Here is a 19,787-nt window from a genome sequence, read left to right as displayed (position 1 = left end):
CAGTGTTAAGCCCGCTTGAGACTATGGTTTTTCAGTGGCAAGTCACGTATGCGTTTCCCGGTCGCCGCAAATATTGCGTTGAGTACCGCTGGCGCGGCAACAGCGATGGTCGGCTCGCCCACTCCGCCCCAAAAGCCGCCGGACGGCACAATCACCGTTTCCACTGGCGGCATTTCATCCATTTTCAGTACCTGGTAAGTATTAAAGTTTTCCTGTTCCATTCGCCCATCCTTTACTGTGCACTCCCCGTAAAGCGCCGCAGAAAGACCATACACAAAAGAACCTTCAACTTGTGCTTCGATCTGCTGGGGATTAAGTGCATGGCCAGGATCCGTGGCCGCGACGATGCGATGGATTTTCAGGGTGCCTTCATCATTAACCGACACTTCCGCGACTGCCGCCACATAGCTGCCGAATCCCATGGTTTGAGCCAGACCGCGATACACGCCTTTGGGAAGCGGTTTGTCCCATCCTGCACGCTCGGCAGCAGCGTTCAACACCGCCAGGTGCTTGGGGCTACTTGCCATCAGTTTGCGGCGCAGGGCGAGCGGATCCTGCTTGGTGGCATGCGCGATCTCGTCGATGAAGCATTCAAGATAAATCGTATTTTGGTTTAGGTTGACGCCGCGCCAAAAGCCAGGTGGTACGGGCGGATTGCGCATCGCGTGGTCGATCAGGAGATTGGGGAAGCTATAGCCTATCGATGCTTCCGGTCCTGGCGGGTTTAGTCCTTGGAACACCACCGGATCCTTACCATCCTTAATGTTTTGCGGAAAGACCCCCGCCATGATGGACTGTCCCGAAATGCGCATATGGAGCGCGGTGACATTTCCTTCACGGTCGAGGCCAGCAGTGAGCTTGCATTGAGTGATCGGATGATACCGGCCATGCAACATGTCTTCTTCGCGCGACCAGATCAGCTTGACGGGCGTGCCCGGGATCTCCTTCGCGATTGCTACTGTCTGCCTTACCCAGTCGTGCACCGCACCACGCCGTCCAAAACCACCGCCAAGGTGCAATTTATAAACCTCGCATTTGGATGGCGGGAGTTCGGCGGCTTCGGCTGCCGCCGCAAGTGCCGCCTCTCCGTTTTGGGTAGGGGTCCATACTTCACAACGCTCCGAAGTCCATTTTGCCGTCGCATTCATGGTCTCCATGGTTGCGTGGTTCTGGTAAGGATAGGAATACACCGCTTCCAGTTTTCTCGTGGCCGAACCCAGCGCCTGGCGGGCATCTCCGTTCTGATTACCGACAACCGCATCGTTGGCGTCCAGGCCGGCCTTGAGCATATCGGCAATGCTTGCGCTCGACACCTTGACGTTTGGCCCGGTATCCCACTCAATCGCGAGCGCATCTAATGCGGTCTTTGCATGCCACCAGGTATCGGCTATCACGGCAACTGCACTGTCACCTACCTGCACCACCTTTTTAACGCCTGGCCGGCCTTGAACTTCGGCCGCATTGAAACTTTTTACCTTGCCGCCGAAAACAGGACAGTCCTTGATTGCCGCATTGAGCATGCCGGGCAACCTGAGGTCCATGCCGTAAACTTGCGCACCCGTGGTTTTATCCACAGTATCCAGGCGTGCCAACCGCTTACCTGCGATCTTCCATTCCTTTGGGTCTTTGAGCACAACATCCTTGGGCGGCGTCAGAGCGGCGGCGGCCGTCGCCACTTTGCCGTAGGTTGTAGTGCGGTTCGTCGGCAGGTGAGTGATGACGCTGTCAGCAGCACGGCACTCGGCGATAGGGACCTGCCATTGGTCTGCCGCCGCTTGCACCAGCATCATGCGCGCGGCGGCGCCCCCTTTGCGTACGTAATCATGCGATTCACGGATACCGCGACTGCCGCCAGTGGAAAAATTGCCCCAGGCACGGTTACGTGCTAGGTTTTGCCCCGGAGTCGGATATTCGGTCGTCACCTTGGCCCAGTGACAATCCAGTTCTTCGGCGACCAGTTGCGCCAAGCCTGTCAGCGATCCCTGCCCCATCTCGGAACGGGCAATCCGTATCACGACGGTGTCGTCCGGCTTGACGACAACCCACGCATTGATTTCCTGCACGGAGCTACCCTGTGCGGGAGCGGTGCCGGCAAACGGAATATGAAAACCGACCATTAGTCCGCCAAAGGCCGCCGCCGAAGTACCGAGAAAACGCCGGCGCGACATCTTGAACATTGAGGGGTCTACAGATGCTTCGCTCATGTCGTGCTCCCGTCAATGTGCTTGATCAACAGGCCGCTACTACGTGTATCACCGCCCTTTGCGACTACCTTAATTGCGGCGCGCACACGGTTGTACGTGCCACAGCGGCAGATATTGGTGATCGACTGGTTGATATCGGCATCGCTGGGATTGGGCTTCTCCTTCAGGAGGGCAGCGGCTGCCATAATCATTCCGCTCTGGCAAAATCCGCATTGCGGCACATCGAGCGCTGCCCAGGCTTTCTGCACCGGATGAGAGCCGTCCTTCGACAAACCTTCGATCGTGACGATCTTCTGGTTTTCATTGACGCTGGAGAGCGGGCGTACACAGCTACGCGTCGGTTCCCCATCAATATGAACGGTACATGCGCCGCATTGTGCAATGCCGCAACCATACTTGGTACCTGTCAGCCCCAACTGCTCGCGTAGCACCCATAGAAGCGGCGTATCGTCTTCCGCCTCAAATTCACGCAACGTACCATTCACGCTTAGTTTTGCCATAGCTCAACTCCATGTTAAATAATGGGGCGGTGTCAAAGGGTAGGACAGATGCAAGTAAGGCGGCAACGGCACTATATTACGGCTTCTTTTTTGATCTTGCTCGACGCGGTCCAAACGACGGCATCGCAGATAACGCAAACTTGGAAATGGTGCTTAAGGAACGACAATGCTCGCATACCTTCGATTTTTCCTCGTCATCACCGCCGTGGTGAGCGGTTCATCGTCCGCCGACGCGGCCGGACCTCTGTCCGGATCGTGATGGGAACCGCCTCGCCTGGCGGTGGCTTTCCCGTCTACGGTGATGCGGTCGTTCGCACGGTAGCAAAGACGGCACCGGAATGGCGCTTGCATCCCGGTACGTTGAAATATATGAGAGAGATCGGTCAAAAATAAAGCGACCCGCGCGGCGGAGTTCTATCGCATTCACCGCACGGTTGGCGCCTTCGGGTCAACTGTCCTGTTGTGATCACCGGTGGGCGATCCGCTTTTTGCCCGTGCAAAAGCAAACTGCCCACCAGATGGTAGGCAGTTTGCTGTGAAAATTTAGACGCTACCTAAAAGAAAAACTGCCTCTATTCCGTCGCGCAGGTAAAGCTCGCTGCAGAGTTAACATCGCCGCTGCCTTTGTATTTTGGCCACGCCGGAAACTCACAGAGGGGTCGCGTACGACCGGGCACTCCAATTGTGTCGGTCGCAACCGGATTACTTGGCGCTGCACCCTTTTCCACCCAATCCTCCAACGCACTTAGTGAATTCCAGGCTGGATGGAATGCCCTACCGACAACATGGTTGAACCCTGGGACTTCATAGTATCGTGCAAAACTACTGACCTTTTCGAGACCCATGGCTGCGCGCAGACGTTTCATATATTGTTGTGTCGATCGGGCGCTCACGAGTACGTCATGTGTGCCGTGGATAATCAGAAGTTTTCCTCCCTTCGCCTGGAACGCCGAGAGATCCGTCTTAGTGGCTTCCTGAAGGCCCGACAGAGCTACGATGCGCGACTGCCAAACGCCAGGGCTAACTGGATTCAGCGTCAGCCAATTAAAGTTTTGATCCCTTGTAACGGCGTTCCTAACCCACTGGTCGAAGAACGTCGCGCCGGATGGCGGTGAAGAAGTCGCCGTTACTGGAGGCAGAGGATACCCAGGAGCCACGTTTCCAAGGCCCACCAGCTGCAATGTTGGTTTAAGGGCAGCAGGAGCGCTCGAAGTGCCATAGTCCCCGCCCCAAACATTCCATCCCGGGTAACCAGTCTCGCGCTAATCTGGACATCAGACAAGCAGTTATCTCCCGTGTCTGCGCCGCCTGCGCATCGGAGCGGGGTAGTACCGTCAATCGTGGCAGTTACGGGGTCGAAAGTCGCATTACATGCGGCATTATTACTAATCACACCGTCAGCTATACCGTCGAGCCCGTCACAGGCGTTGATGGCTGCTTTATAAAGAGCGTCACGTTTCTGCTCACTCACATATGCGCCGGGCTTTGCGAATTCTTGCCCCAATCGTCCTACGGCAAGATTGAGGGCCACCGAATCCCATGCGGGATATACTGCGATCGCTCCCTCGAAGTCTTGAGGCCAGTTGCTAATGGATAGCAGTGCTTCACGCCCGCCGGTGGAACCACCGACGAAATACACCTTCTCTGGCGTCGTGGCATAACGTGCTTTAATGATTGCACCGGCTACATCACGGGTCTTCTTAAGTGCTTCACCGGTAAAATTCCTCAATGCTTCGTCGTTGACCGCGAACGACGCATCACGTACCGGGTCAATGGTACCGTCGTTCTTGCCTTGATGGCCAGAGTCACTGCCAAAAACAGCATACCCTCGGCCGAGCGGAACAGGCTGAGTGGAGATATTTGTCGCGTAGCTTCCTGCTATATTAGGAATCGTGCCATTATTCCCACCGCCGCCGTACATAAGTGCTTTTTTGTTCCAGTTGGCTGGCAAACCCACTTGGAATTTGATTTTCGGCGCGGCCTGATCGACTGGATTAATTTCCCCCTCTACCTTGCAATACTCTCCAACTGTTACCGCCCCGGTTCCTGAAGGAGGAACGACCTGAGCGTTCGTCACCACTGCACCGGTAGTAGGTAGCCCGATGGATGCAGCCGGGATCGTCATGCCAGTAAGTTCTGCACAGGCCACTGGAGCCTGCGTGAATGTTTGTGGGGCGCTGTCACCGCCGCCACATGCGGCCATTCCTATCCCGGCAATCGCAGCGGCAATAATCGACATGGTAGATGCTTGGATTCGTATAATGTTCAAGTCTCGCTCCTGGATTTTTTTGAATTGAAAATAACGGCTATGGGAGGTGCCTCTTTGCGTGAGAGTGGACGTGCGTACTAGCCGCAATAGACGTTACATGGATTGGATTTCTATTAGCGTCTCCTTGTTTTTCAGTCCCATTTGATCGAGGAAGGTTGTTTCACTGCCTATATCGACCTTAAGCTCGGGACGTACCAGCGTCGCTTACATAAGAAGCCAAACTACTTGTGCCGAACACGCATTCTTAACCGCGGCCGGCGTGAAGATGAAGGCGAAGATCGCAATTCGCCAGTCATCCTGTCTGTAATCATAAATATGCGGGCACGCCAAAAAAAGGTGGCTACAGGACATCTCCGAGTGGTTAGAGGACATTTCAGCATGAAATGTTGACCATACAAGGTGCTATATCAAATAGGTACACACGTGCAAAGAGATGAACCGCCCTGGATGTTGAAGGGGCTGATTGCTGTGAGTCAGTGCAAGCTGGCTTGACTGCTGAGTTGTCGTTGTAGGTTGCCTCAACTTCTGCCGGGAGGATAGGATCAACGGCATCGATCAGTCGATGATGGTTGAACCAGGATGTCGGTTCCAGCGTGAACCCGAAGAAAGCATGAACAGCAGGAGCCCGTAGCTCAGGCCATTGAGTAAAGTTATTAACGAGAATTCCATGGTTACCCCAATGCGACTGCGGAAAGCAGTCGCATCCTTAAGACTCGGAAGGAACGCCTGCGAGTGCAGGCGCATGACGTCAGGTGCGTCAGCTACCAGAAGGACGTTTCATCTGGCAGGAYGTCGCCTGAGTCGCAACGTAACTGTCGATCTTCTGATCGGTCTTCCATCCAAAGCCCGTGTTCTCCTGGTCGTATTTGACATCGCGACCGTTCACCTTTGTCCACGTCGNGTCGCCTGAGTCGCAACGTAACTGTCGATCTTCTGATCGGTCTTCCATCCAAAGCCCGTGTTCTCCTGGTCGTATTTGACATCGCGACCGTTCACCTTTGTCCACGTCGCCAGATAGAGGGGCTGTTGCATTTGATGATCTTGCTTGCGCATCTCGACTTCACCRTTGAGCCCTTTAACCTTCATCCCTTCCATCGCAACCGCGACCTTCACCGGATCAGTTGACTTTGCCGACTTGATCGCTTTTGCCATCATTGTCACGCCGCTATAGCTAGCGATAGCCGTGTAATCGTCGTTGTACTTCTTCTTGAAACCCTCGACAAYCTCTTGACCTACAAACTTCTCGTTGTTCACATTCCAGTTCGAGATTGCCTTSACCTTATCAGCGCCGGCTGCACCCATTGCGGTAGGCACCCCTGTCGTATTGGCGTAGTAGGTGAAAAAATTMGCTTGCAGGTTTGCATCCTTCGCGGCCTTGATTAGCAATGCCAGGTCTGCACCCCAGTTTCCAGTGATGATGCTATCTGCTCCCGACGCCTTGATTTTTGCGATGTAAGGGGAAAAGTCTTTCACTTGGCCAATCGGGTGGAGGTCGTCGCCAACGATTTCGACATCGGGGCGCTTTCTCTTCAGATACTCCTTAGCTGCGCGCGATACTTGATGCCCAAACGCATAGTTCTGGCCAATGATGTAGACCTTCTTTACATCCTTGTTCTTTTCCATATGGGAGGTYAGTGCCTCCATTTTCTGATCCGAATTTGCATCGAATCGGAAATGCCAGAAGCTGCATTTGCTGTTGGTCAGATCGGGATCGACTGCACCATAGTTAAGATAGACGACTTCTTTGCCGGGATTTCGCTCATTATGCTTGTTGATTGCATCAATGATCGCTAATGCCACCCCAGATCCGTTTCCCTGAGCAATATACCTGTAGCCCTGTTCAATCGCAGTCTTAAGAACAGTCAAGCTCTCCTGGGGACTTCCCTTGTTATCAAATCCTACYACCTCGAACTTGTGATCATCGGCCCACTTCTCGTTATTAGCTTTCTCCGCAATGTACTGCCAGCTGTGTAAGTAATTCAGACCGACCGGTGCAAATGCGCCCGACAGGGGGTCAAGGACTGCAATCTTCACTGTTTCTGCTGAACAATTCGCCGACGACATTGCTGCGAACATTACCGCGGCGGCGAGGATTTTTTTACCATTATCCATTTGTCTCTTCCTTTCATTGGATGTTTGTTATAGATGTACTACGGGAGAACACTGAACGTCGTAAATGCGCATTCACACAWTTAGCTATGCATTAAATCCMTACCGAGGCTTGGCATTCATTCTTCGCAAGTTCCTTAGAGAGCGACCTCGCTCCTGCCTTTAAGCTGCAGCAAATTCCTCGCCTCGTCGGGGGTYGCAATTTCCAACGACAGGCCGCGRAGGATCGAACGGATGTTATGAACCTGTTCTGCGCTGGATTTAGCAAGTTTGCCTGCGCTTATCCAGAGAGAATCCTCCAGTCCGACCCGAACGTTCGCTCCTTGCGCTGCTCCCTGCGTCGCGAGTGGCATTTGGTTGCGTCCTGCRCCTAGAATCGACCAAACGAAGTCGTTGCCGAAGAGTCTGTCGGCTGTGCGCTTCATGTGCATTAAGTCTTCGGGGTGTCCGCCTATKCCCCCCAGAATGCCGAAGACGCTCTGGATAAAAAATGGCGGTTTTATCAGACCSCGGTCGACRAAATGTGCGAGGTTGTATAGATGCGAGATGTCGTAGCATTCGAACTCGAACCGGGTCCCGTTATCCCGRCAWGACTCAAGGATGTACTCGATATCGGCGAAGGTATTCTTGAATACAAGATCCTTGCTTTTTTCCAGATGCTCTTTTTCCCAAATGTGCTCGAGTTTATTGAATCTTGTTAGCATCGGGTAGAGGCCAAAATTCATCGACCCCATATTGAGGGACGCAAGCTCTGGCTTAAAGAAATGCACTGGGCGTAGACGCTCTGCAACGGTCATATGCGGGCTGCCACCNGCCAAAATTCATCGACCCCATATTGAGGGACGCAAGCTCTGGCTTAAAGAAATGCACTGGGCGTAGACGCTCTGCAACGGTCATATGCGGGCTGCCACCRGARGTGATATTGATGACCGCGTCAGTTCTCGCGAAGATATCAGGCAGGAACTGCWGGAACACGTTTGGGTCTTGAGTCGGGCGACCGTCCTTCGGATCGCGAGCGTGCAGGTGCAATATTGCTGCACCAGCTTSCGCTGCCTCTACTGCTGCGTCGGCGATCTGCTGAGGTGTAACAGGTAGAAATGGCGACATAGACGGTGTGTGGATCGCGCCCGTCACTGCGCACGTGATTATCACCTTGCGTTTGGGGTTACTCATTGTTTTCTCCGTGGTGCGAAACGGCTTGGGTACAAGCGATCAAGTGGTTCGCGAGTTTCGAACGAACCTCCTCGATACTGTCCTCTGACCACTTGAATAATCCTTTTCCAGTGCCCACTCCGGTTTCGCCTTTGCTTAGCAAGTGTTCTAAGAGAACGGATGGTGATTGGGCCCGACTAAGATGCGGAAAGAGGATCTTGTGCACATCGCGAATCAGTTCAAGGCCAACAAGATCAGCGTTTTCCATCGGTCCGAGAACGGATAGCCGTCGCCCAAAACTGTTCTTCACCACCGTGTCAATGGTTCGTGCATCGCAAACACCGGCCTCCACGCCGGGAAGATCGACATTAACTTTTACGGGCAGCTTGCCAATGGATTTGATAATCAGATAGGTCGAGTCGAACATTTCGTCATAAGTGTCGACGGTCCGGATCACCTCCACCAGTGGAATAAGATGAGGTGGATTCCACCAGTGCGTGCCAAGCACCCTTCCCCTATCGGCACGCGAAAGGTTACTTGCTATTTCAGATATTGGTATAACAGATGTATTGCTCGCTAATATCGCGTGCGCCGGAGCCATTGCGACGAAGTTGGCGAAAAGCGTTTGTTTCAGATCTAGGCGCTCTGATACTGCCTCAACGATGAGGTCGGCTCGTTCCACTGCAGCAGCGAAGTCAGCTTGCACGCTTATGTTGCGTAACGCGGACGCTACCGGTAAGCCCATCTCGACCAAGTTCCGCTCAATACAACCCGGTGCGCTGTTGAGGACGTCGATGTTTGCGTCCGTTAACATGACAGGGTGGCCGGCTTGCGCGAATGCTTGGGCAATGCCATGTCCCATAAGCCCGGCGCCGATCACCGCAACACGTACTTTTTCGCTCACATCGTCTCCTGGTTGGTTTTTCACTTCTCATTGGCGGAAGCGGCAAAACGGAGCATAATTCCGGGAGAGGCCTGAAAAAAGGTGTTAGCGGGACATTGATGGGTGATTAGAGGACAATCGTAACGCGGGTCACTTCGGAAAAGATGCTTAGGGCGAATGAGTTGGAGACCATATGACCAATAAACAACCGTTACTGAACGAACGAATTTACGCTCCGTATAAAATCGCCGCACTTGTCGAAACCCTTGGAGAGCAGGGAATTGCTGCTGAGGCGTGTTTGGAAGGGACCGGCCTTACCCTTAATGACATCTATCATCCCGATACACGTACGTCGGTGCGTCAGTACATCGCCGTGTGTCAGAATGCCGTTACCCTGTCATCTGATCCGGTGACTCCATTTCAGGTAGGTAAGCGGATGCATTTATCTGCCTATGGGATGTATGGCTATGCACTTATATGCAGTCCTACAGTGCGCGATTTTTTTGACCTTGGAGTTAAGTATCATCGACTCGCAACTCCCACGGCCACGATTGAGTGGCGCGAAGATGCGGACAGTGCCGCGTGGGGTTTTCCGGAAACTGGAGGATTGACTACATCTGGCAAGGTCCGTCAGTTCTTGCTCGAGCAGCAGCTTACACAACATGTCACGCATATACAGGATGTCGTAAGTGCTACATGTTTTCCGACTAGGATCTGCGTAGCACATCCGGCCCCTGCACACGCGGCACTCTACGAGCAGTATTTACACTGCCCTGTTCAATTCGGAGCGCCCGCCTCAGAGATTTATTATGACCGTACGATTCTCGAGCAGAAACCTCAACTTGCACACAGGATAACTTCGAGCCTACTTCAGGGAACCTGCGACCGGCTTATTGGACAGGTAAAAACATCGTCCGGGGTTGCCGGCGAGGTTTATCAGTTGTTGATGCACGGCCCCGGACGGTTCGTCAACATGGAAGAAGTAGCGAGCAAGCTTAATATGACTTCACGGACACTGCGCCGCAAGCTCGACGCAGACGAAACGACATTTGCGAAGATAACCGACGATGTCCGGTACTCGCTGGCTAATGAGTACCTGCGCACCACAAGCATGAGTATCGAGGACATTGCAACTGCTTTGGGCTTCAGCGACGCCGCAAATTTCCGCCACGCATTCAAGCGTTGGTCCGGCAAATCACCCTCAGCGTTTCGTACCCAAGTTGATATCGATGAAGGGCCGAAAAAAAATAAGAACCATATCCCTTCTTGAAAGTTTTTTATATTGAATCAGGTAGTTGCCTAGAACTGTGCAACCACTAAATGGAGCATTAACCGAGAAGCAAGTTTATTTATGAATTTCGCGTTACGCTACATTGGCATATCCATAGCTGTGGCAAACGATCTGGCTTAGGATCTAGGACCAGACCGGAGGTAACCATTTCAGTCAACCTAAGCAATACGAGGCTGCTCACCATAAATAATTAGTGTTTAAACAAAAGCTTTGTGGTACTTAGGCTAGTAGAATGAAGCAGGCGGAGATTGCCCGCACACTGGATGTGAGCCGACAAAGCGTCTCGGTATGGGCCAAAGCGCAGGCGGCTGACAGACAAGCGTGGCGGCGCAAGCCGCTCGGGTATTGTCCAGCTCTCGACGACGCACAACGCAAGCGGTTATGCCGGATGATGCTGCGCGGCGCGCAGGCCAACGGATTCGACACCGAGGTCTGGACACTGCGCCGGATTGCTCAGCTCATTCAGAGCAAGTTTGGCATTTCGTATTGCAAGACCAGTGTGTGGCTGGTATTGCGGGCAATGGGTTTTTCCAGTCAGTGTCCCACCGGCCGCGCCAGCCAGCGTAACGAGCAGGCAATACAACAATGGCGACTGCAACGCTGGCCACGGCTTAAAAAAAGCCCGCAGCGAGCGAAGAATCATCCTCTTCAGCGACGAGAGTGGCTTGAGCGAGCGGCCGACGCGTATCAAAACCTGGGCACCGAAAGGATGCACACCGGTCCTGCGCTACAGCTTTAACTGGAAACAGTTGACAGTGATTGCGGCCCTTGGCGCACGCCGTTTCTATTTCCGCTTCGTGTACGGTCCCATCCGTAAGCCAGACCTGGTGCACTTCCTGCACACGCTGTACAGGACGATTGGCCAGAAGTTGATGGTCGTCTGGGATGGCCTGCCGCAGCATCGCAGCAGGCAAGTCGCCGACTATCTGCACTCATCCAGGGGCAAGATCATCGTTAAGTACCTGCCTGGCTATGCGCCCGAGCTCAATCCTTCCGAATACATCGGGACTTATATGAAGCAGCGCGAATTAGGAAACCTGTGCCGCGACACGATTGGCGAAGTACGGACATTTATTAGCAGGCGGCTCAAATCCATGCAGCGACGCATCAACTTGATTGCATCGTTCTGGAAGCAATCCGGCTTGACGATCTAATGTCAACTATAGAGTGGACGCTCAGTAGATCCCGGATGGCACTCTTTATTGAGGGCACATCAGACATACCACACGTTCAAGCGTATGACCCCTTCTGGCCGCGAAGCGCCTCTCCTTCAATCTGCATGAACGACCGCATCAAGCCACATAACTGCCGCATAAACAGGTTTGGACCAGAGTCATCAACATCACAGTCGACTCAAATAACGAGAAACAGGCATTCTCGGCAAGATGTCTAACGATACGTCCGTGAATTAACTCGGCGTCCCGATGAAAACTTTCTTTATGTAAAATAAAGAACGCATTGTTCGAGCATGAGCCATCGTCTGGCTCAATGGGCACGTGCTGGCCGACTCCACTTTTACGGACGAATCGCATGCCTGGTAGATAGCACTCGGCGGACCCGCCAGTCGGCCATCCTGGCCGGCCTGATCGCGCGATTGAGAAGCGGCAGCCTGACACTCTGAAGCTCGGCGCCGACTAGCGCCGCATACTGCCCAGGGAGCTGTGGCCGCCAATGAAAGCGGCCGCATTTTCATGCGGTCGCTTGAGGTCTTGCAGTATGGGGCCCGCTCGATGCCGGCTACCCTCCTGAAAAGCGAGTTACTCGACCCGGGCACCTGACAGGCGAACCGCCTCGGCCCAGCGTTTCCCTTCCGCCTCGATAAAAGCTGCGAACTCCTTGGGGCCGGCATTCGTTGCTTCTCCGCCCATTTCCGCCAGCCGTGCCGCTACATCCGGCCGGGCGACCACCTGCGCGACATCTTGTGCCAGTTTCTGCTTCAGCGCCGGCGCCACTGACGCCGGCGTAAACAGGCCGAACCATGTCGCTGCCTGGAAACCGGACATGCCAGCCTGTGCGAAGGTAGGCACGTCCGGCAGCACCTGTGAGCGCTTGTCATGGGCCAGTGCGATCGGTCGCAGCTTCCCGGTCTTGATATGCGGCAGCGCCGAAGACAGCGTTACGAACGCCATCTGCACTTGTCCGCTCATCAGGTCCGTCAGCATGGGTGCATCGCCCTTATACGGCACATGGGTCAGCTCCAGGCCCGCCTTGGACTTCAGCAGAGCACCAGCCAGGTGTTGCGGAGAGCCGTTACCGGGGGAGGCGTAGGTCATGCCCGGTTGGGCGCGCGCCATGGCCAGCACCGCCTGCAAATCCTTGGCCGGCAGCGTGGATGCTGTTACCAGCACCAAAGGCACAACCGAGGCGAGATTGATGGGCGCGAAATCCTTGTAGGGGTCGTAGGGCAACGACTTGTAGAGGCTGGCGCTGATGGTATGGGCTGCCGTGGTCATGTAGAGCGTGTAGCCATCGCCTGCTGCCTTGGCCACTTGTCCTGCGCCCAGGACCGTCCCTGCCCCAGGCCTGTTTGTCACCACCACTGGCTGCTTCCAAATCTCGCCAAGCTGCTGTCCGAGAATGCGGGCGATGACATCGGTTGCGCCGCCAGCCGCGTATGGCACCACCAGCGTAACCGGCTTGGCGGGATAGTCCGGTGTGGTCTGCGCCACCGCTGCGCCGGCGGCCGAAAGGGCGACCACCATTGCCAATAACTTCATTGCTTTGTTCCACCGCATGGTTTCCTCCGTGTGTTAATCGCGTTACCTTGGCTGTTCAAGCGGTGCACCCGTTATGGCTTGCAGCGCATCGAAACTCAGGCCATCCACCATCCAGCGCAGCATCAGCCGGCCTGCCTGTATATCGATGACAGCCAGATCGGTATAGATGCGATCCACCACCCTCGTACCGGTGAGAGGGTAGCTGCAATGTTCCACAATGCGAGGTTTGCCGTCCTTGGTCACATGTTCCATCAACACCCACGCCTGCCGGGCGCCGACCACTAGGTCCATGGCACCGCCGACGGCCGGAATGGCGTCAGGGGCACCGGTATCCCAGTTGGCGAGGTCTCCTTCGCGCGACACCTGGTAGGCACCCAGGATGGTCAGGTCGATATGACCGCCGCGCATCATCGCAAAGGACGTTGCGTGGTCAGTGATCGAGGCACCTGGCAACAGTGTCACCGGCTCCTTGCTGGCATTGACCAGAGCGGTATCGATGATACCGTCTGCAGGTGCGGGTCCCATGCCGACAATGCCGTTCTCGCTGTGCAGGATCACATCCCGTCCAGCAGGAAGGTGACGCGAGACCAGGGTAGGTATGCCTATGCCGAGGTTAACATAGCTGCCATCGGGAATGTCTCCGGCAGCGCGCGCCGCCATTTCTGCCCGGCTCAGCCGCTTCCAGTTGCTCATTGCAGCTCCTCCTGCACCACGCGAACCACGCGCTGAACAAATATCCCTGGCGTCATCACATGTTCGGGCGCAATGGCACCCAGTTCCATGATCTCGTCTACCTGCGCGACCGCCGTTCGCGCCGCCATGCACATCACCGGCCCGAAATTGCGCTCGGCGTAGCGGAAGGTGAGATTACCCCAGCGATCGCCCTGCTGCGCCTTGACGAAAGCGAAGTCACCTTTCAGTGGCTGTTCCAGCACGTAGCCGACGCCATCAATGACGCGGGTTTCCTTGCCGGCCGCCAGCGAGGTGCCGAAGGAGGTCGGGGTAAAGAACGGTCCGAGTCCGGCGCCGGCAGCCCGCATCCGTTCCGCCATCGTCCCCTGCGGCACGCACTCGAGCTCGATTTTTCCGGCCCGCCAAGCATCGGCAAAGGCAATCGCATTGGGCTGCAAGGGATTGGAAGAGCGCGCAAAGGAACAAATCATCTTGCGCACCCGTCCAGCCTCGATCAGCTCGCTCAGTCCGTACTTGCCGTTGCCCGCGTTGTTATTGACGATCACCAGGTCGGTCGCGCCCTGGTCCAGCAGCGCCCGTACCAGTTCGGTGGGTACGCCCGAAATGCCGAAGCCGCCTATCATGAGGACGGCGCCGTCGAACACGTCGCGCACCGCTTCCTGTACCGTTGCTATGGTCTTGTCGAGCATCGCTGTCCTCACAAGGTGGCGGCAGTGCCGAGGATCACCGTCGACTGACTCGACAATGTCCCGCCGTTGCCGTGCGCCAGTGCCAGCTCCGCGCCAGGCACCTGGCGTTCACCGCATTCGCCGCGCAATTGTCGTACCGCCTCGATTACCAGGAACACGCCGTACATGCCGGGGTGGACGCAGGACAAGCCGCCGCCATTGGTATTGACGGCCAGCCGGCCACCCGGGGCTATGGCACCATCCTCCACGAAACGACCGCCCTCTCCCTTCTCGCAGAACCCGAGGTCTTCCAGGAACAGGATGGTATTGATGGTAAAGGCGTCATACAGGCCGACCACGTCGATGTCTGCCGGCGTCACGCCGGCCATGCTGAACGCTGCCGGCCCGGACTGGCTGGCGGCGGTAACGGTCAGGTCGTGCATGGAAGAGATCTGCCGGTTCCAGACCGCCGTGGCATTGCCCAGCACATAAGCCGGCACCGTGGGGCAGTCTTTTGCGCGATCGGCGCGCACCATGACGAATGCACCGGCGCCGTCAGTGACGAGGCAGCAGTCCCGCACCGTCAGCGGCGACGACACCATGCGCGCGCCGAGCACATCCTCGATGCTCAGGTCGTCGCGCATCACTGCCTCGGGATTGCGTTGCGCCCACTTGCGGGCTGCCACCGCTACCTCCGCCAAGTGGCGGCGTGTGGTGCCGTATTGGTGCATGTGGCGTTGTGCGGCCAGCGCATAGGCACTGGCGGGCAGTATGGGTGAGTACGGATGTTCGTGTGCCAGCGGATCAACCTGACGGAACGCCTCTGCCATACCGCGCCGATTGAAGGCGCCGGTTTTTTGGTTACTGCCATAGCACACCAGTACCGCGTCGCACTGCCCACTGACCAGAGCCTGCATCGCCGGCAGGATGTGAGCGATGAAACTCGAGCCCCCCAGCATCGTGCTATGAATGAAACGAGGCCGCAGGCCAAGGTATTCCACGACAGGCATGCTCCACATGGTGGCCGCGGAGCTGCAGGTCGCGATGCCGTCAATGTCCTGCATTGTCATGCCGGCGTCGGCCACCGCACGGGCGGAGGCCTGCGCCAGGATTTCCATCGCCGTGTAGCCGCTGGCATCGCCTATGCCGGCCTGGCCGACCCCGACGATGGCAACTGAGCCGCGCAATTCTTCCAGTGTCATGCTGTCTCCCTAGGTACGAACACTACCTGTCCCTTGCCGTCTTGCACGGCCACCTTGCCGACCACCGGCAAACCGATGCGCAATGCCTGCAGGTCGATCTCCTCGACCCGGCTCATCATGCGCACCCCTTCTTCCAGTTCCACCAGAACCACGTTGTAGTCGGTGCCGGTGCCCGGCTTGCCGGCGATGACGGTGTATGAATAAATCGTTCCGCGTCCGCTCGGCTCGGTCCACGCCAGTTCCTGGCTGCCGCAATGCGGACACAACACGCGCGGATAAAACACATGGCGGGTGCAGGCCTGGCAGCGCTGGATGCGGAACCGGCCCTGGTTCAGGCCCGCAAAATATTCCGCCTCCGGGCCGGGGACGGTGATGCTTGTTACGTCGGTCATGCTGTCTCCTGTCAGGATGTCGTCTTGCGATAGCTGGAAAGCGTGCGGCCCTCGGCCACCAGCCGCTCGAGCAGCGGCGCTGGCTTCCACAGTTCGCCGTGGACCTCGTGGAATTCACGGATGCGGCCAAGCACACGCTCGAGACCCACGCTGTCGGCATGGAACAGCGGTCCACCGCGCCAGGACGGGAAACCGTAGCCGTTGGCGTAAATGACGTCGATGTCGCTGCCCCGATCCGCAATTCCCTCCTCCAGAATGCGCGCGGCCTCGTTCACCAGTGCGTACATGCAGCGCTCGACAATCTCCTCGTCACTCACTGCACGACGGGTAATGCCGGAATCGGCTGCGCACCGCTCGATGATGTCTTGCACCGCAGGATCGGGAACCGGCGTCCGGCTGCCCGGCTCATAGCGGTAGAAACCAGCCCCGGTCTTCTGTCCGAGGCGTCCCGCCTCGCAAATGCGATCGGCGATGTGGCAGTAGCGGATGTGGGCCGGCCGCGTAGGTGCCTGGCGCTTGCGCGCCGCCCAGCTGATATCCAGGCCCGCCAGGTCGCCCATGCGCAGCGGCCCCATGGCCATGCCAAAGCGCTCTAGCGCCTGGTCCACCTGCTGTGGAGATGCCCCTTCTTCAAGCAAAAAGTGGGCTTCCCGGGTGTACGGGCTGACCATGCGGTTGCCAACGAAGCCATCACACACGCCTACCAGAACCGCCACCTTTCCCGCCTTATGGCCAATCTCCATGGCGGTGGCGATCACATCGGGCGCGGTCTGTTCACCCCGCACTACCTCCAGCAGCTTCATGACGTTAGCCGGGCTGAAGAAGTGCAGGCCGACCACATCCTGCGGCCGGCTGGTCATCGCCGCGATCTGGTTGATGTCCAGGCGTGACGTGTTGGTGGCGAGAATCGCTCCCGGCTTGGCGATGCGGTCCAGCCGCTCAAACACGCTGCGCTTGACTTCCATATCTTCGAACACGGCCTCGATCACCAGGTCGGCGCTAGCCAGGTCTTCCGTTGCCGTGGTGCCGCGGATAGCCGCCAGCCGGGCATCCATCTGTGCCTGCTGCAGCTTGCCTTTGGCGACGCTGGCCTCGTAGTTACCGCGCATGGTGCGCAAGCCCCGGTCCAGCGCTTCCTTGCTGGCCTCCACGATCACTACCTGGAAGCCCGCGTTTGCGAAGCTCATTGCGATGCCCGTGCCCATGGTGCCGGCGCCGATCACCCCGACCACGGAAACCGGTCGTGCCATCGCTCCCTGGGTGTACTGTCCGACCTTGGCGACCTCCCGCTCGGCAAAGAACAAATGCCGCAGGGCCTTCGACTGCGTTCCATTGACGAGCTCGACAAACCGCTCGCGCTCGAAACGCAAGCCTTCCTCCAGCGTGCCACGGGTCGATGCCTCGACGCAGTCTATGCAGTAGCGCGGGGCCAGCTGCCCGCGGGTGGCCTTCTCGGCCTTCGAGCGTGCAGCGGCAAACAGTGCGCCGGCATCGGCGGGCAAGGCCGCGGTATCGGGTAGTGCCCGTTGGGCTAGGGATTGACCGGCATTGCGTGTGGCGAATGCGATCGCGGCTTCCGCCAGTGCTGCGCCAGCCACCTCGTCCACCAGGCCCAGTTGCAGCGCTCGATGCGCGTCCACCGGTTGCCCGCTGACGATCATGTCCAGTGCCGGCGCCACCCCGATCAGGCGCGGCAAACGCTGGGTACCGCCGCCACCTGGCAGCAAGCCCAGCTTAACTTCCGGCAGGCCGAGGCGTGCGCCTTCCTGCGCCACCCTGTAGTGGCAGCCCAGCGCCAGCTCCAGACCGCCGCCGAGAGCAGCCCCGTGGATGGCCGCAATGACCGGCTTGGGGAACGCGGCGATACGCTTGATCAGGTCAGGGGTCACCGGCTCGCGGCTGCTGTTGGGTGTGTTGAATTCCCGGATGTCGGCGCCACCGCAGAAATAGGCGCCCTCTCCGATCAGCACCAGAGCATGGGTTTCCGGATCCGCTTCGACTGCGTCAAGGGCGGCGGCGATATTGACACGCAAGGCGTGGCTGAGGCCATTGACCGGCGGGTTGGCAAGACGCAGGACGGCAACCGCCCCGTGACGCTGGTAGTGGGGAATGTCCATGGTCACTCCAGCACCACCGCATTTTGCCCTTCGACGATGTCCTGGCCGGCGGCCACCAGAACTTCGGCCACTGTCCCGGCAACCTCTGCCTCCAGCGGAATTTCCATTTTCATGGACTCAATGGTCATCACGGCATCGCCAGCGGCGACCGCGTCGCCCGGTTTGACTAACACTTCGATCACGCGCCCGGTCACGGTGAATGGGATGGATGGCATGGTCTTCCTCTCTAGATGTTTGTATGGAAAATCAGGCTGAACGCAGCACCGACTCCGCCAGGCCGGTGTGCACCGCCCCGTCCCGGAAGTCGCGGCTGGCGAGCACGCGCTGAATGAACGGAATATTGGTCTTGACGCCACGCACGCTGCAGGCGTCGAGCGCAGCAACGAGCCGGGCAATGGCCTGTGGCCGGTCGGCGCCGCTGGCAATCACCTTGGCCAGCATCGGATCGTAGTAGCTGGATACGCGGCAGCCCTCGGCATAGCCGGTCTCGATGCGGATGCCAAGCCCACTCGGGACGTCGAACTGCTCCAGCAACCCGGGGGACGGGAAGAACCGTACCGGGTCCTCCGCGTACACCCGCGCTTCGATCGCGTGACCGGACAGCGCAGGCGTGGCCGGCAGCACGTCGTTGATTCGTTCGCCGCGGGCCAGCCGGATCTGGGCTGCCACGATGTCGATACCGGTCACCTCCTCGGTCACCGCATGCTCGACCTGCAGCCGGGTGTTCACCTCGAGGAAACTGAATCCTCGCTCAGGGGTGTACAGCATTTCGACCGTGCCGATAATGTCGTACCCGATACGTCCGAGGATGTCTTGCAGCTGTGCCGCCATCGCGTCCAACTGCTCGCGCGGCAAGGCCGGAGCCGGCGCTTCCTCCAGTACCTTCTGGTGCCGCCGCTGAGTGGAGCAGTCGCGTTCAAACAGACAGCGTACGCCGCCGTAGCGATCGGCCAGGAACTGGAACTCAATGTGCCGTGGCTGTTCAAGCAGGTGCTCAAAGTACAGCTGCGCACTACCAAAGCTCTTGCTGGCGACTGAACGCGCCCGGTTCCACACGGCCTCGACTTCCTCCTCGTTGCGCACCGGCAGCATGCCAATGCCACCGCCGCCATTGCCCGGCTTCAGCAGCAACGGGTAGCCCATTTCCCGTGCCACCGCTGCCACCGCAGCCGGGTCGTCATCGAGCACCCGGCTGGCGCGGGTCATCGGCATACCATACTCGGCCATCAGTTCACGCGCGTGCGTTTTCTGGCCCAGGTCGCGTATCCAATGGGAGGATGGTCCGATGAAGCACATTTCCGCGCGTTCGACCCGTTCGGCAAACCCTGCGTTCTCCGACAGGAATCCATAGCCCGGATGGATGGCATCGGCGCCTGCCTTGGCCGCCGCAGCGAGGATCGCGTCCTGGTTCAGATAGCTGGCCATCGGCGCCGCTTCGCCTATGTGCATTGCCGCATCCGCATCGGTCAGGTATGGCATGCCGGCATCCGCATCCGAATACACGGCGACAGCTTGCAGGCCGAGGGCATGGACCGCGCGGATGACCCGCGCGGCGACCGCACCCCGGTTGGCAACAAGTATGCGTCTCAT

The 19,787-nt window shown here is 57.5% G+C and carries 19 protein-coding genes; 3 read left to right on the top strand and 16 right to left on the bottom strand.

From position 1 onward, the window contains the following. Positions 1 to 5: 5 nt before the first annotated feature. The 8 genes from ASE07_RS26150 to ASE07_RS26125 form a co-directional block, all read right to left on the bottom strand. A complete protein-coding gene (locus ASE07_RS26150; protein ID WP_057293735.1) occupies positions 6 to 2,204 on the bottom strand; it encodes a xanthine dehydrogenase family protein molybdopterin-binding subunit in 2,199 nt (732 codons plus the stop codon). Beyond that, positions 2,201 to 2,704, bottom strand: a complete 504-nt coding sequence (locus ASE07_RS26145; protein ID WP_057293734.1) for a (2Fe-2S)-binding protein — start codon at positions 2,702 to 2,704, stop codon at positions 2,201 to 2,203. Before ASE07_RS26145 ends, ASE07_RS26150 begins: the two co-directional genes overlap by 4 nt. A 572-nt stretch (positions 2,705 to 3,276) precedes the next feature. Continuing rightward, positions 3,277 to 3,861 (bottom strand): tannase/feruloyl esterase family alpha/beta hydrolase, encoded by a 585-nt coding sequence (locus ASE07_RS30210; RefSeq protein ID WP_235548635.1) that lies wholly within the window; start codon positions 3,859 to 3,861, stop codon positions 3,277 to 3,279. Further along, on the bottom strand, positions 3,831 to 4,943 hold the full coding sequence (locus ASE07_RS26140; protein WP_235548634.1) for a tannase/feruloyl esterase family alpha/beta hydrolase: 1,113 nt from the start codon (positions 4,941 to 4,943) through the stop codon (positions 3,831 to 3,833). The genes ASE07_RS30210 and ASE07_RS26140 overlap by 31 nt, the downstream gene beginning before the upstream one ends. Positions 4,944 to 5,874: 931 nt before the next feature. Continuing rightward, positions 5,875 to 7,085 (bottom strand): branched-chain amino acid ABC transporter substrate-binding protein (locus ASE07_RS26135; protein ID WP_442946130.1); only part of this gene is annotated, 1,211 nt, incomplete at its 3' end. 134 nt (positions 7,086 to 7,219) lie between these two features. Further along, positions 7,220 to 7,879 carry a 3-keto-5-aminohexanoate cleavage protein gene (locus ASE07_RS26130; RefSeq protein WP_442946136.1) on the bottom strand — a complete coding sequence of 220 codons (660 nt, stop codon included), beginning with the start codon at positions 7,877 to 7,879 and terminating at the stop codon, positions 7,220 to 7,222. 16 nt (positions 7,880 to 7,895) lie between these two features. Next, positions 7,896 to 8,255 (bottom strand): 3-keto-5-aminohexanoate cleavage protein (locus tag ASE07_RS30205; RefSeq protein WP_235548633.1); only part of this gene is annotated, 360 nt, incomplete at its 3' end. After that, positions 8,248 to 9,138 (bottom strand): 3-hydroxyacyl-CoA dehydrogenase family protein, encoded by an 891-nt coding sequence (locus tag ASE07_RS26125; RefSeq protein ID WP_057293732.1) that lies wholly within the window; start codon positions 9,136 to 9,138, stop codon positions 8,248 to 8,250. The genes ASE07_RS26125 and ASE07_RS30205, both read right to left, overlap by 8 nt. A gap of 172 nt (positions 9,139 to 9,310) precedes the next feature. On the opposite strand from ASE07_RS26125, the gene ASE07_RS26120 reads away from it, so the two are divergent. The 3 genes from ASE07_RS26120 (at position 9,311) to ASE07_RS26110 (ending at position 11,562) form a co-directional block, all read left to right on the top strand. After that, positions 9,311 to 10,387 (top strand): AraC family transcriptional regulator, encoded by a 1,077-nt coding sequence (locus ASE07_RS26120; protein ID WP_057293731.1) that lies wholly within the window; start codon positions 9,311 to 9,313, stop codon positions 10,385 to 10,387. Between the two features lie 253 nt (positions 10,388 to 10,640). After that, entirely contained in the window at positions 10,641 to 11,147 is a 507-nt protein-coding gene (locus ASE07_RS28495; protein WP_082584498.1) for a winged helix-turn-helix domain-containing protein, read from the top strand. Then, positions 11,074 to 11,562, top strand: coding sequence for a transposase (locus ASE07_RS26110; protein ID WP_057293729.1), 489 nt, complete (start codon positions 11,074 to 11,076; stop codon positions 11,560 to 11,562). Before ASE07_RS28495 ends, ASE07_RS26110 begins: the two co-directional genes overlap by 74 nt. A gap of 603 nt (positions 11,563 to 12,165) precedes the next feature. On the opposite strand, the gene ASE07_RS26105 is transcribed toward ASE07_RS26110, so the two are convergent. Genes ASE07_RS26105 through ASE07_RS26070 form a run of 8 tightly spaced genes read right to left on the bottom strand, consistent with a single transcriptional unit; the run spans position 12,166 to position 19,787 of the window. Then, positions 12,166 to 13,125: a tripartite tricarboxylate transporter substrate binding protein gene (locus tag ASE07_RS26105; RefSeq protein WP_235548632.1), complete on the bottom strand. Its 960-nt coding sequence runs from the start codon at positions 13,123 to 13,125 to the stop codon at positions 12,166 to 12,168. 42 nt (positions 13,126 to 13,167) lie between these two features. After that, positions 13,168 to 13,818, bottom strand: coding sequence for a 3-oxoacid CoA-transferase subunit B (locus ASE07_RS26100; protein ID WP_057293727.1), 651 nt, complete (start codon positions 13,816 to 13,818; stop codon positions 13,168 to 13,170). Then, entirely contained in the window at positions 13,815 to 14,507 is a 693-nt protein-coding gene (locus ASE07_RS26095) for a 3-oxoacid CoA-transferase subunit A (RefSeq protein ID WP_057293726.1), read from the bottom strand. The genes ASE07_RS26100 and ASE07_RS26095 overlap by 4 nt, the downstream gene beginning before the upstream one ends. An 8-nt stretch (positions 14,508 to 14,515) precedes the next feature. Next, entirely contained in the window at positions 14,516 to 15,688 is a 1,173-nt protein-coding gene (locus ASE07_RS26090; protein WP_057293725.1) for a thiolase, read from the bottom strand. Continuing rightward, on the bottom strand, positions 15,685 to 16,080 hold the full coding sequence (locus tag ASE07_RS26085; protein WP_057293724.1) for a Zn-ribbon domain-containing OB-fold protein: 396 nt from the start codon (positions 16,078 to 16,080) through the stop codon (positions 15,685 to 15,687). Before ASE07_RS26085 ends, ASE07_RS26090 begins: the two co-directional genes overlap by 4 nt. Before the next feature lie 11 nt (positions 16,081 to 16,091). Next, positions 16,092 to 18,197 (bottom strand): 3-hydroxyacyl-CoA dehydrogenase NAD-binding domain-containing protein, encoded by a 2,106-nt coding sequence (locus tag ASE07_RS26080; RefSeq protein WP_057293723.1) that lies wholly within the window; start codon positions 18,195 to 18,197, stop codon positions 16,092 to 16,094. 2 nt (positions 18,198 to 18,199) lie between these two features. Continuing rightward, complete coding sequence (locus ASE07_RS26075) at positions 18,200 to 18,412, bottom strand: biotin/lipoyl-containing protein (protein WP_057293722.1); 213 nt, start codon at positions 18,410 to 18,412, stop codon at positions 18,200 to 18,202. Positions 18,413 to 18,443: 31 nt separating this feature from the next. Next, positions 18,444 to 19,787 carry an acetyl-CoA carboxylase biotin carboxylase subunit gene (locus ASE07_RS26070; protein WP_057293721.1) on the bottom strand — a complete coding sequence of 448 codons (1,344 nt, stop codon included), beginning with the start codon at positions 19,785 to 19,787 and terminating at the stop codon, positions 18,444 to 18,446.

The sequence above is a fragment of the Noviherbaspirillum sp. Root189 genome, assembly GCF_001428545.1.
Lineage (GTDB): Bacteria > Pseudomonadota > Gammaproteobacteria > Burkholderiales > Burkholderiaceae_D > Noviherbaspirillum.
Note: the sequence above shows the minus strand (reverse complement) of the source record. Positions and strands in the feature narration are given on the sequence as shown.